Raw genomic sequence first — 12,759 nt, 5'->3', positions numbered from 1 at the left:
ATGATTCTCCTTGTGTCCGCGGTCACTTCGTCGCGGCGACCGAGTCGACCGACACGGCGGTGAACAGGGGCTCACCGTGGGCGATCGGGCCGGACGCGGCATCTGCGATGGCGGGGTACAGGTCGGGGTTGGTCACGATGACGGGGGTGGTGAGGTCGTAGCCGGCCTTCTCGATGGCGTCACCGTCGAACTCGACGAGCAGATCGCCGGCGGCCACCTGCTGTCCGGCGGCCACCTTCACGGAGAAGTGGGCGCCGCCGAGCTTCACGGTGTCCAGGCCGATGTGGATCAGCACCTCGGTACCGTCGGCGTGACGCAGACCGAACGCATGACCGGTCGGGAAGGCGGCGACGACGGTGCCCGCGAACGGCGCGTAGACGGCGCCGGAGCGCGGCTGGATCGCGACGCCCTGGCCGAGCGCGCCGTCGGCGAAGGCTGCATCGGCCACCTCGTTCAGCGCGATGACGGTGCCGTCGACGGGGGCGAGCACCGTGACGTCGTTCGCGGCGACCGGGACGGCGGCGGGTGCGGCGTCGTCGGCGGGCTCCTTGAATCCGACGATCACCACGAGCGCGAACGGCAGCACGATCGCGACGAGCAGGCCGAGACCGAGCATCACCATGTTGCCGTTGCCGAGCAGGGCGGTGATGGCGAGACCGGAGGGGACGACGAACGCCTTGGAGAAGACACCGCCCAGCGCGATGATCGCGCCGCCGAGGGCGCCGCCGGCGACGCCGAAGGCGAACGGCCGCTTGAGGGGCAGGTTGATGCCGTAGATCGCGGGCTCGGTGATGCCGGCGAGGAAGCCGGAGAGCGTCGCGGGAGCGGCGAGGGACTTGAGGTTCTTGTTGCGGGCGCGCACCCAGACGCCGGCGACGGCTCCCGCCTGGGCGAGCACGGCGGCGAACACGGGGCCGAGCAGGAGGATCTGCCCGGTCGTCTGGAACTCGACCTGGAAGACCGGTACGAGGCCCCAGTGCAGACCGAAGATGACGAAGACCTGCCAGAGGCCGCCCATGATCGCGCCGCCGGCCCAGGGCGCGACGTCCCAGACCCAGCTGACCGCGCCGCCGACGCCGCGCGAGAGCAGGTCGGAGATGGGGCCGATGACGACGAAGACGAGGGGAACCGCGATGAGCACGACGATCATCGGCGTGACGAAGCGGCGGATCGCGCCCGGCAGCTTCGCGTAGAGGAGCTTCTCGGCGTGGCTCTGCAGCCACACGATGATGATGATCGGGATGACGCTGGAGACGTAGCTGACCATCGTGAAGGGGATGCCGAAGAACGTGAGGCCCGGGGCACCGTTCGCGGCGACGATCGTCGGGTAGACCAGCGCGCCGGCGATGGCGAGCGAGGTCCATTCGTTCGCCTTGAAGTAGCGGGCGGCGGTGATGGAAAGGACCATCGGCAGGAAGTTGATGAAGGCGTCCGACAGCGCGTAGAGCACGACATAGGTCGACGAGGTGGCGTCGATCCATCCGAAGGTCGCCGCCGCCGACAGGAACGCCTTGAGCAGGCCGGTGCCCGCCAGCGTCCACAGTGCAGGCGTGAAGATCGCGGAGATCATCGAGATGAAGCGGTTGAACAGGTTGCCCTTCGGACCCTCGGCCGGAGCGCTGTCCTGGCCGCCGCCGACGCGGGAGATCTTGCCGATCTCCGCGAACACCTCGGGCACGTCGTTGCCGATGACCACCTGGTACTGGCCGCCGGCCTGGGCGACCGTGATGACGCCCGGAACCGCCTTTACCGTTGCGGCATCCGCCTTGCTCTCGTCCTTGAGGACGAAGCGCAGACGCGTCGCGCAATGCACGAGCGAGGTGACGTTGTCTTCGCCGCCGACGCCGGCGAGGACGCCGGCCGCGGTCTTTGCGTAATCCGCCATCGGATTCGCCTTTCCTTGTGTGTGAAGGGATGCCGGGCACCTCTGCCCGGGCAACAAAAAAACCTGGACTCGATGAAAGCCGAAGCAATCGGTGAGTCCAGGTTTCGCCCGCTTGCGCGGTAACGATCCAGGGATCTGCGATCAAGTTACCACAGGGTCGGGATCTGCGCCAGGGGCGACCTGAGCGCGCAGGCGTTCGACGTGGACGATGAGATACAGCAACTCCTCGTCGGTGAGATCCGACCCGGTCGCGCCGTGCACGTAGGCCTTCACATGCTCGGCGATCTCGTACGAGCGCGGGTAGCTGTGCTTGGCGAACTCGAAGAACGACGTATCGCCGCTGGCCAGCATCGTGCGGCTCACGAGACGCTGCAGCAGGAACTGCACATGCAGGATGAAACGCGCGTAGTCGGGACCGTCGACGTCCAGGCGCACACCGAGCGACTGCTCGACGACCTCCACGACGTGCTGCACCCGGCGAAACAGCAGCGCGGCCGTGCCGTTCGGCTCGTCGCGAGTGGCATTGAGCAGATGCATCGTGAGGAACACGGCTTCTTCGGCGGGCAGTTCGCGCTCGAGGCTCGTGGCGATGGAGGTGGCCATGTGCTCGGCAGCCCCGAACTCGTGCGGGTGGAGCACGCGCAGCTCGGGCATGGATGCCGTCGTGATCCGCATGCCCTTGTCGAGACGCTCGATCACGTAGGCGACATGATCGATCACGGCGATCGTGAAGCGCCGTCCGAGATCGCGTCCGAGTCGGCGCTCGGCCTCATCCACAGCGCGCGTGGCCGCCTCGACGATCGGGTACGGCACGTCGGTCAGCAGGCGCCGTTCGCGCTCGCCGTCGGCGCCGTTGTCGAGGATGAACGTCTTCTCGACCTTGGCCGGATCGAGGACGTCATCGGGCTTGAGTCCGAACGCGAGGCCGCGTCCCATGAGAACCCGCTCGCGCCCCGACTCGTCGATGGCGATCACGACGTTGTTGTTGAGCACCTTGTGCACCGGGACGGCGTGCGACGCGGGAGTGCGCCGAGCGGATGCCGCGGCGTCGGGGGTGCTCATGCTGAGAAGTCTAGAAGCCGCCCGAGGGAGGACTCCGTCGATTTCGTCGTTGTAAAGGTTTCATTACGTACTGAAAGTTCGAAAGATTTAACCCCTACTGTGTGGGTATCTCGCCGGTCCTGCTCCTCGCCGGTGAGGCGCAGCACCTCACCCGTCCCGCAACCCGCAATGAGGAAACCATGAAGAAGAGGCTCTTGGCTGCAGCGGCCACGGTGGTCGCCGCCGCCCTCGCCCTGTCCGCGTGCAGCGCGACATCGTCCGATTCCGGCGCTGATCAGAAGAAGGAGATCCGCGTCGCCTCCACCGATCCGCAGTTGATCATTCCCGGACGTCAATCCGTGGCGTACGACGTGAACATGGCGGTCTGGTCCCCGCTGGCGTTCCTGAACTCCGACGGATCACTCGACTACGTCCAGGCGCAGTCGATCGAGTCGCCGGACGCGACGACCTGGACCGTGAAGCTCCGTGACGGCTGGACCTTCCAGGACGGCACGCCGGTCACCGCGCAGAGCTACGTGGACTCGTGGAATGCGGTCGCGTACGGCCCGAACGCCTTCGAGAACTCGGGCCAGCTGGCCAACATCGTCGGCTACGCCGACCTCAACCCGAAGTCCGGGACGCCGGCCACCGACAAGATGTCGGGCCTGAAGGTCGTCGACACCGATACCTTCACCGTCACGCTGATCGGGCCCGACAGCCAGTTCCCCCTCCAGGTGACGCAGGCGCAGACCGCGATGTATCCGATGCCCGCATCCGCGTTCACGGACTTCACGGCCTACAACAAGCATCCCGTCGGCAACGGCCCGTTCCAGTTCGCGCAGGACTACGTCGAGAACGAGCCGATCGTGCTCGACACGTACTCGGGGTACAAGGGCGACAAGCCCACCATCGATCGCATCACCTTCGTCCCCTACACCGACAGCGAGACGGCGTACACCGATGTCCTCGCCGGCAACCTGGATGTGGCCGGGGTCCCGGCGTCCAAGCTCACGCAGGCCTCGACGGACTTCGGACAGCGTCTCTACTCGTTCGCTGCGCCCGGCATCTCCTTCCTCGGTCTGCCGCTGTGGAACGCCGCCTATCAGGACGTGCGCGTACGCCAGGCCATCTCGATGGCGATCGACCGGCAGGCGATCATCGATGTGATCTACGGCGGCACCTACGATCCCGCGACGGCGTGGACGCCCGCGATCGAGCCCGGCACGCCGACCGGCATCTGCGGTCAGTACTGCACGTTCGATCCCACGGCGGCCAAGGCGCTGCTCGCGCAGGCCGGCGGCTTCAGCGGCCCCATGGAGATCTACTACCCGGGAGGCAGCGGTCTCGACCCGCTGTACCAGGCGATCGCGAACCAGCTGCGACAGAACCTCGGCATCGATGCGACCGCGAAGCCCAGCGCTGACTGGGCGGAGTTCCTGCAGAACCGCAACGACCAGAACATCACCGGTCCCTTCTTCTCGCGCTGGGGCGCCCTCTACCCCAGCCAGCAGGCGACGCTGCGCGTGTTCTTCATCAAGGGCGGCGGCTGCAACAACTGCATCCCGTGGTACAGCGACGAGGTGGCCTCCGCGATGACGGCGGCCGACGGCGACCTGTCGACGGACGGATCCGCGTACGCCTCGGTGCAGCAGATCATCCAGAAGAACTTCCCTGCAGTGCCGCTGTTCTTCGAGAAGTACTCGTACGTCACCTCTCCGCGAGTCGCCGAACTCGTGACATCTCCGGTAGGCAACCCCACCTACCGATCGATCGTCCTCTCGAAGTGACGATCGGGGTGCGGAGCGTCCACCCCCCCCCGCCGGACGCTCCGCACCCGCCCCTGACCCCGCCGACCGTGCAGGAGAGCACGTCATGCCCTTCCCCTCCCTCGCCGACCTCGCCACGAGCGGTGTGCCGGCCGATGGCTTTCCCACCGTCGACGAGCTGCGCGACGACCTGATGGAGCTCAGTCGCGCTCACCCCGATCGCATCACGGCATCCGTCATCGGACGATCCCGGCTCGGCGATCCGATCCACCTCTTCACGATCGTCGGCGGGGAGCGCAGCGTGGTGGTGGCAGCGGGCGTGCATCCGAACGAACCGATCGGCTTTCGCACTGTCCAGCACCTGGCACGCGTGCTGATCGCCGACCCCGATACGTTCGGATTCGACGCGACCTGGCACCTCGTTCCCTGCATCGACCCCGACGGCACCCGGCTGAACGAAGGATGGTTCGCGGCGCCGCTGCGTCGCGACGACTACTATCGCGGCTTCTACCGCCCGGCCCCCGACGAGCAGGTCGAGTGGTCGTTTCCGTTCTCGTACCGCGGGTTCGGCTTCGACGCGCCGATCCCGGAGACGTCGGCACTGATGGAGCTGTTCGATCGCGTGCGTCCGGACGTCTTCGTCGGACTGCACAATGGCGAGTTCGGCGGCGTGTACTTCTACACGAACGAGGCCGACGCCGTGCTCGCCCGTGAACTCAGCGCCATCCCGGCGCGTTTCGGGCTTCCCCTCGACGTCGGCGAGCCCGAGATCGCCGGGCTCGACCTGCTCGCCGATGCGGTGTTCCGAGCTCCGCTCACCCGCGAGCAGATCGACCGGCGCATCGCTCTCGGACTCGCCGAACCGCGCGCGGGTGGCGCGGGCACCGCGGATTACCTGGAGAGATTCGGTACGACGACGATGATCGCCGAACTGCCGTACTGGTGTCATCCGGATGCCGCCGACACGACCGACACCGGCACCTCATACCGAGCGGTGCTCACCGCGAAGGCCGCCGCGCTGGAGGAGTTGCACGACGTGATGACCGGCATCCTGGACGGCGTGCGCGGCGACATGACGATCGACTCGCCGTTCCGCCGCGCGAGCGAGGCGTTCGCTCCGGGGATGGGCAGCGTCGCCGCGGCCGAGCGGGTGCGCATCGCCAGCCCCGAGACCGACCGGCCGGCCACGGTGGCCGAGGTGTTCGGCAACGCGGAGGTGGTGCGCACCTTCCGGCTGCGCTTCGGCGGCATCCTGCGGCGAGCGCTGGCTGCAGAGGTGCACGCTGGCACGGCGTCGCCGTCGGTACGCGCGGCGCTCACCGCCCTCACGGCGCGCTGGGAGGACTGGCTTGCGGCCGACCCGCACGCGCAGCTCGCCCCCGCGCCGCTGAACGCCCTCGTCGGCGTGCAGCTGGCCGCTCTCTTCGCCACCGTGCGCCGACGCGTCGCCGAGGACGCCGAGTGATCGCCGCGCGCCGCGTCGGTGGGCGCCTGCTCGAGTTCCTGATCGTCGTCGTGGGGGTGACCTTCATCATCTACGCGACCGTCTGGGCGCTGCCGGGCGATCCGATCGCGGCGCTGGGGGGAGACCGGCCGCTGCCGGCCAACGTCGTGGCGCAGCTTCGCGAGCAGTTTCACCTAGACGAGCCCCTCTGGCAGCAGTACCTCCGCTACCTCGGCGGACTGTTCACCGGGAACCTCGGCACGACCTTCAGCGGCGTGCCGGTCGCCGACCGCATGGCGTCGCGGTGGCCCGTGACGATCACGCTCGCCCTCACCGCTTGGGTGATCGAGGTCGTCCTCGGTGTCGCGTTGGGGCTGATCTCGGGCCTGCGCCGCGACGGCGCCATCGACCGCACGGTGCTGTTCGGCACCATCCTCGCCACCTCGGTCCCCGTCTTCGTGGTCGCCGTCAGCGCGCAGCTCGTCTTCGGTCTGCAGCTGGGCTGGTTTCCCATCGCGGGAACGGATGCCGGGTGGCCGGTGTCGTACCTGCTCCCGGCTTTCGTCATCGCCCTGTTCGGCCTGGCCTCCATCACCCGTCTGATGCGCGGCAGTGTCGTCGACTCGATGGAGTCCGACTTCGTCCGGACCCTGCGCGCGAAAGGCATGCCGCGCCGCCGCATTGTCGGCCTCCACGTCATGCGCAACTCCGTGGCGCCGGTGCTCACCTTCGTGGCGATCGACCTCGGGTTCCTCCTCGGCGGCGCCGTCGTCGTGGAGGGCATCTTCAACCTGCCCGGCATCGGACAGCTGCTCTTCGGAGCCATCCGCACGCACGAAGGGCCGACGATCGTCGGGGTCGGGACGACGCTGATCCTGATCTTCCTGGTGCTGAACGTGCTCGTCGATCTGCTCAACTCGCTGCTGGACCCCCGGAGTCGTCATGACTGAGACCGCTGTCGTCGCCCTCGAGCACATCACCGTCAGCAGAGGTGTCTGGGCGAGTCTGCGCCGGCGCGTCCTGTTCTGGCTGAGCGTCGTGATCCTCGCCGCACTCGCCGTGATCTCGCTTCTTCCGGCATCCATCGGTGGGCTGTTCGGCCAGCCCGACCCGCGCGCCTGCAACCTGCGTGACAGTGCCAAGCCGCCGAGCTCCGCGCACGTGTTCGGCACCGACCTGCAGGGGTGCGACGTCTACGCGAACGTCATCCACGGTACGCGGACATCGCTGTTCATCGGCCTCACCGCCACGGTGATCGCGCTTCTGGTCGCCGTGGTCGTCGGCACTCTGGCGGCGTACTACGGGGGCATCGCCGACACGATCATCTCCCGGCTGACCGACGTGTTCCTCGGTTTCCCGTTCATCCTCGGGGCCATCATCGTCCTCAACAGCGTGGGAGAGCGCACCCCTGTGATCGTGGCCGTCGTGCTGGCCGCGTTCAGCTGGCCGACCCTCGCCCGGCTCGTCCGCACGTCCGTGCGCACCGTTCGTCGCATGGACTACGTCAGCGCGGCGCGCGCGATGGGCATCTCTCACGCACGGACCCTCTTCACCCACGTCGTGCCGAACGCGCTCGGCCCGGTGCTCGCGATCACCTCGACGATGGTCGGCAGCATCATCGTCGCCGAGTCGACGCTGACCTTCCTCGGGGTGGGTCTGCGGGCCCCGTCGATCTCGTGGGGACTGCAGATGGCGAATGCCCAGTCGTACTTCGGCACCTCACCGCACATGCTCTTCTTCCCCGCCCTCTTCCTCAGCGTGACGGTGTTCGCGCTCATCACCCTCGGCGACATCCTCCGCGATGCGCTCGACCCGAAAGGACGTCGTCTGTGAACGTCACCGCCTCCGCCCCCGAGGACGCCGCCGCACCGCGCGCGAGCGCGCGACGCCGCGCCGTCGAGGATGCCGCACGGTACGCCGCCCGCTGGTTCGCCTTCGCCGGAGCGCAGCGGCAGGTTCCCGGCATCCAAGCGGCGATCCGTCTGGACGGCGAGCTCGTGCTCGACTTCGCGTGGGGAGTCGCCGACGCCGCGACCGGTGCTGCGCTGACCGGAGAGCACCTGTTCCGCATCGCGTCCCATTCGAAGACCTTCACGGCCACCGCCGTGCTGCAGCTGGCCGACCGCGGCGACCTCCGTCTGGACGACACGATCGCCGGCTGGATTCCCGAGCTCGTCGACACCGAGCTGGCGTCCGTGACGCTGAGGGAACTGCTCGCTCACCAGGGCGGCGTGGTGCGCGACGGACGCGATGCCGACTACTGGCAGCGCGGGGGGCCCTTCCCCGATCGAGCGCGACTCGTGGAGATCTGCCGCGCGGAGGGACGCGTGTTCGCCCGCAACGAGTTCTTCAAGTACTCCAACATCGCCTACGGGCTGCTCGGTCTTGTGGTCGAGGCGGCATCCGGCGTCGATTACGACGAGTTCACCCGTGCGCACATCTGCGCTCCGCTCGGGCTCGAGCGGTCGGGTTCGGAATGGCAGGCCGCCCGCGAAGCGGAGTATGCCGCGGGTCACACCGCCCGTCTCGCAGACGGCGAGCGTCGCGTCATCGGTCACGTCGACACGCGGGCGCTCGCCGCGGCGACGGGATGGTTCTCCACCGCCGCCGAGACGACGGCCTACCTCAGCGCCCACCGCCTCGGTGACGAACGTCTCGTCTCCGACGACGCCAAGCGGCAGGCTCAGCACCCGCACTCGCGCATCGACATCGGCGGCGCGTTGCGCGACTACGGGCTGGGATTCGAACTGCACACCCTCGGCGGGCGGCGCCTGGTGGGCCACAGTGGCGGGTATCCCGGACACATCACGCGCACCTGGCTCGACCCGGACGAGGGTGTCTCCGTCAGCGTGTTCACGAATGCCATCGACGGACCCGCGGATCTTCTCGCCACCGGAGCGATGGCGCTGATCCACCTCGCGCTCAGCCACGCCGACGACGAAGAGCGGGCGGAGCTGCCGGAGGAACGGTTCGCGAGCCTCTGGAGCGTGCTGGACATCGCGCACCTCGGCGGTGCGACGTTTGCGCTGCACCCCGTCGCCGACGACCCGACACGCGGCGCCGAACGCGTCGAGATCGCCGCCGACGGGACGCTGCACCAGTCGCGGCGCGACGGCTTCGGTGCCACCGGCGAACCGGTCGAGGTGGCGCGAGCGGCCGACGGTGCGGTGGAGTCGATCTCGTGGAGCGGCATGACGATGTGGCCTCACGCCGTGTTCACCGAGGCCATGGCGCTTCCCGATCCGGGGGCAGTGTTGGAGAGGATGTCGCTGTGAGCGAGGAGATCGACCGGCCCTCGGAGCCGTTGAGTGAGGAAGCGCGTACGTTCGTCGAGGACTTCGCCTTCTCCTGGGGAGCCGCCGGCAACCCTCGGATGGACGGCCGGGTGCTCGGCCTGCTGCTGATCGTCGACCGGCCGTTCCTGTCGTCCGCTCAGATCGCCGACCTGCTCGGCGCGAGCGCCGGCGCGGTGTCCATGTCGACGCGAGCGCTCGTCAGCCTGGGCTTCTTGAAGCCGCACTCGCTGCCCGGCGATCGCAACCGGTACTTCCGGGTGGAGGAAGACGTCTGGGGCAGCTTCCTGGCCGGTGAGCGCGATTATGCGCGCCGGGTGACATCGACGATCGAGTACGGTCTCGACATCCTGCCGGACGACGCCTCCGGCCCCCGCACCCGGTTGCAGAACGCGCGACGGTACATGATCTGGCTCATGGGCTATCACCGCAAGATGCTCGCCGACTGGCAGGCGTATCGTGACGCCGACATCGACGAGGACGTCGCGCCGTGACGCCGCTGCTCGATGTCCGCGATCTCACCGTCGACTTCGTCGTCGGCGGCGAGACGACCACAGCGGTGCGCGGTGTCTCCTTCGCGGTCGACCGCGGCGAGGTGCTCGCCCTCGTCGGCGAGTCCGGTTCGGGCAAGAGCGTCAGCGCACTCTCGCTCGTGGGCCTGCTGCCGCGCAACGCCGTCGTCCACGGCGAGGCGCTGCTCGACGGTGAGGATCTGTTCGCGATGGCGCCCGCTCGACGCGAGGCGGTGCGGGGAACGCGTATCGGTGTCGTCTTCCAGGATCCCGGCAGCGCTCTGGACCCGGTGTTCTCCGTCGGGGCGCAGATCGAAGAGATGCTGATCGTGCACCGTCCGGAGATGACCCGCGCAGAGCGTCGCGCCCGGGTGATCGAGCTGCTCGAGATGGTCGAGATCGCCGAACCGCACAAGCGCGTCTTGAGCTACCCGCACCAGCTGTCCGGGGGACAGGCCCAGCGCGTCATGATCGCGATCGCGCTGGCGTGCGATCCCGAAGTGCTCATCGCGGACGAGCCGACGACGGCACTGGATGTCACCGTCCAGCGTGAGGTGCTCGACGTGCTCCGCCGCCTGCGGGAGCGCGTGGGCACCGCGATCATCATGATCACCCACGACATGGGCGTGGTGGCGGACATCGCCGATCGCGTCGTGGTGCTCCACGACGGCATGGTCGAGGAGTCCGCGGCGGTGCGGGAGCTGTTCTCCGCACCGAATGCCGACTACACGCGCCGGCTGCTTGCCGCTGTGCCGCGTCTGGGAGCGCCCGAACGCCCGGACCCGGCCGGCAGTGCGATCGTCCTCGATGTCGACCGACTCTCGGTCGTGTACGGACGGGGGCGCCACGCCGTGCATGCGGTGGACGACGTCTCGCTCCGGGTGCGGGAGGGCGAGATCGTCGCGCTCGCGGGTGAATCGGGGTCGGGAAAGTCCACCATCGGGCGCTGCGCTCTCGGACTCACTCCCATCTCGTCCGGCACGGTGCGCATCGCCGACGTCGACCTCCGTGCTGCGCGCGGACGCCGAGCTGTGGAGGTCAAGCGCCAGGTCGGCGTCGTCTTCCAGAACTCCACCGCGGCCCTGGATCCGCGGCGCACCATCGGCGAGGCCGTCGCCGAACCCCTCCGCGTACACGCGGGTCTTCGTGGCGGTGCCCTCGAGGCGCGGGTGGGCGGGCTCCTGGATGCGGTCGGTCTTCCGGCCGCGTGGCGCCGCAGGTACCCGCACGAACTGTCGGGAGGTCAGCGTCAGCGCGTCGCGATCGCGCGATCGATCGCGCTACGCCCGCGTCTGCTGATCGCCGACGAACCGACGAGCGCCCTGGACGTCTCGGTACAGGCCACGGTGCTGGAGCTGCTGCGCGATCTGCAGCGCGACCTCCGGTTCGCCTGCCTGTTCATCAGTCATGACCTCGCGGTCGTCGACGAGCTGTGCGATCGCATCGTCGTCCTGCAGCACGGGCGCGTCGTCGAAGAGGGTCCGCGCACCCGTGTGCTGCGCGAGCCGCGGCATCCGTACACGCGTGCCCTGATCGCGGCGGCGCCGGTGCCCGATCCTGTCGCACAGGCCGAACGCCGCAGCGCCTGACAACCCTTTTTCGTCCCGGCGCTTGACGTGCGCGCCGCGGTAGGTCAATAATCACTCCTGACGATAAATCGATTTATCACGAGGAAGTGATGACATGGCACGGGTGCGCATCTCCGATGTGGCGGCGGCGGCCGGAGTGTCGGTCACGACGGTGTCCCTCGTGCTCAACGATGTCGAGTCGCGTATCTCGCAGGAGACGCGCGACCGCGTCCGCGCGGCGGCGACCGCGGTCGGATACGAGCCCAGCGCTCTCGCGCGCGGGCTGCGCAGACAGCGCACCAAGACGGTGGGCCTGATCTCCGACCAGATCGCGACGACACCCTTCGCGGGGCGCATGCTCGCCGGCGCACAGGACGTCGCCCGCGCCAACGACCACCTCGTCTTCCTCGTCGACACCGGGTCGGACGCGGAGGTGGAGGACGCCGCCATCCGCGCTCTGACAGCGCAGCAGGTCGACGCGCTCATCTACGCCGCGATGTGGCATCGCGTCGTGCCTGCGGAGGTCAGCCTGCCCGCGGGCACCGTGCTGCTCGACTGCCGTCCCGAGGACGGCGTCGCCGGCTATCCCAGCGTCGTCCCCGACGACCGCGAGGGCGGGGTGGCGGCGACGCGCGAGCTCGTCGCCGCCGGTCACACCCGCATCGCCTACATCGACACGGCCGAGGACGCCACCCGACCCATCGCCGCCGACCTCCGTCTTCAGGGCTACCGCGCGGTGCTCGCCGAGGCCGGCATCGCGATCGACGAGCGGCTGCACGTGCACGGGGAGACCTCGCACCGCGGCGGTCGCGAGGCCGCCGACCGTCTTCTCGATCTGCCCGAGCACCATCGCCCCACGGCGATCTTCTGCTTCAACGACCGCATGGCGACCGGTGCGTACACCGCGATCCACGCGCGCGGACTGCAGATTCCGGGAGACATCTCGATCATCGGCTACGACGACCAGCAGTTCATCGCCGCCGAACAAGACCCTCCCTTGACCACGATCGCCCTGCCCCATTACGAGATGGGCCGCTGGGCGATGGAGGTTGCACTCGGCATCCGTGAGGGGGGAGTGGATGCCGTCCACCAGATGGAGTGTCCCGTCATTCGACGAGACTCCGTGGGTCCGCCGCCGGCGCACGTCGCCAAACAGAACCGGCGACGGACCTCACAACACACCGAGCGGTCGCTTTCGGCGACCCCCGACCGGTGACCGGCGCGCGCGTCGGTCACGAGACAAGGAAATC

Annotated in this window: 10 protein-coding genes; 8 read left to right on the top strand and 2 right to left on the bottom strand. The window is 68.6% G+C overall.

The window, feature by feature from the left end; all coding sequences use genetic code 11:
• Positions 1–22 precede the first annotated feature (22 nt).
• Both CEP17_RS08610 and CEP17_RS08605 read right to left on the bottom strand, forming a co-directional pair.
• Positions 23–1,885 carry a beta-glucoside-specific PTS transporter subunit IIABC gene (locus CEP17_RS08610; RefSeq protein WP_039416294.1) on the bottom strand — a complete coding sequence of 621 codons (1,863 nt, stop codon included), beginning with the start codon at positions 1,883–1,885 and terminating at the stop codon, positions 23–25.
• Between the two features lie 141 nt (positions 1,886–2,026).
• Complete coding sequence (locus tag CEP17_RS08605; protein ID WP_082013798.1) at positions 2,027–2,947, bottom strand: PRD domain-containing protein; 921 nt, start codon at positions 2,945–2,947, stop codon at positions 2,027–2,029.
• Positions 2,948–3,126: 179 nt separating this feature from the next.
• Between CEP17_RS08605 and CEP17_RS08600 the strand changes: the two genes are divergently transcribed.
• The 8 genes from CEP17_RS08600 (at position 3,127) to CEP17_RS08565 (ending at position 12,725) form a co-directional block, all read left to right on the top strand.
• Entirely contained in the window at positions 3,127–4,713 is a 1,587-nt protein-coding gene (locus tag CEP17_RS08600; RefSeq protein WP_112932913.1) for an ABC transporter substrate-binding protein, read from the top strand.
• 85 nt (positions 4,714–4,798) lie between these two features.
• Positions 4,799–6,157: a M14 family zinc carboxypeptidase gene (locus CEP17_RS08595; RefSeq protein WP_112931958.1), complete on the top strand. Its 1,359-nt coding sequence runs from the start codon at positions 4,799–4,801 to the stop codon at positions 6,155–6,157.
• Complete coding sequence (locus CEP17_RS08590; RefSeq protein ID WP_239498478.1) at positions 6,154–7,086, top strand: ABC transporter permease; 933 nt, start codon at positions 6,154–6,156, stop codon at positions 7,084–7,086. The genes CEP17_RS08595 and CEP17_RS08590 overlap by 4 nt, the downstream gene beginning before the upstream one ends.
• Positions 7,079–7,969, top strand: a complete 891-nt coding sequence (locus CEP17_RS08585) for an ABC transporter permease (RefSeq protein WP_036321581.1) — start codon at positions 7,079–7,081, stop codon at positions 7,967–7,969. The genes CEP17_RS08590 and CEP17_RS08585 overlap by 8 nt, the downstream gene beginning before the upstream one ends.
• Positions 7,966–9,411, top strand: a complete 1,446-nt coding sequence (locus tag CEP17_RS08580; protein WP_112931957.1) for a serine hydrolase domain-containing protein — start codon at positions 7,966–7,968, stop codon at positions 9,409–9,411. The genes CEP17_RS08585 and CEP17_RS08580 overlap by 4 nt, the downstream gene beginning before the upstream one ends.
• Positions 9,408–9,923: a transcriptional regulator gene (locus CEP17_RS08575; RefSeq protein ID WP_112931956.1), complete on the top strand. Its 516-nt coding sequence runs from the start codon at positions 9,408–9,410 to the stop codon at positions 9,921–9,923. The genes CEP17_RS08580 and CEP17_RS08575 overlap by 4 nt, the downstream gene beginning before the upstream one ends.
• The gene (locus CEP17_RS08570; RefSeq protein ID WP_204359818.1) at positions 9,920–11,530 is read left to right on the top strand and encodes an ABC transporter ATP-binding protein; all 1,611 of its coding nucleotides are present in this window, start codon (positions 9,920–9,922) and stop codon (positions 11,528–11,530) included. The genes CEP17_RS08575 and CEP17_RS08570 overlap by 4 nt, the downstream gene beginning before the upstream one ends.
• Before the next feature lie 94 nt (positions 11,531–11,624).
• Entirely contained in the window at positions 11,625–12,725 is a 1,101-nt protein-coding gene (locus CEP17_RS08565) for a LacI family DNA-binding transcriptional regulator (protein ID WP_112931955.1), read from the top strand.
• Positions 12,726–12,759: the final 34 nt, after the last annotated feature.

This window comes from Microbacterium sp. PM5, from assembly GCF_003293595.1.
GTDB lineage: Bacteria > Actinomycetota > Actinomycetes > Actinomycetales > Microbacteriaceae > Microbacterium.
Note: the sequence above shows the minus strand (reverse complement) of the source record. Positions and strands in the feature narration are given on the sequence as shown.

Coding starts and splice junctions, on each gene's coding strand:
- CEP17_RS08610 (WP_039416294.1), bottom strand. CDS start 1,885: ATGGCGGATTACGCAAAGACCGCGGCCGGCGTCCTCGCCGGCGTCGGC.
- CEP17_RS08605 (WP_082013798.1), bottom strand. CDS start 2,947: ATGAGCACCCCCGACGCCGCGGCATCCGCTCGGCGCACTCCCGCGTCG.
- CEP17_RS08600 (WP_112932913.1), top strand. CDS start 3,127: ATGAAGAAGAGGCTCTTGGCTGCAGCGGCCACGGTGGTCGCCGCCGCC.
- CEP17_RS08595 (WP_112931958.1), top strand. CDS start 4,799: ATGCCCTTCCCCTCCCTCGCCGACCTCGCCACGAGCGGTGTGCCGGCC.
- CEP17_RS08585 (WP_036321581.1), top strand. CDS start 7,079: ATGACTGAGACCGCTGTCGTCGCCCTCGAGCACATCACCGTCAGCAGA.
- CEP17_RS08565 (WP_112931955.1), top strand. CDS start 11,625: ATGGCACGGGTGCGCATCTCCGATGTGGCGGCGGCGGCCGGAGTGTCG.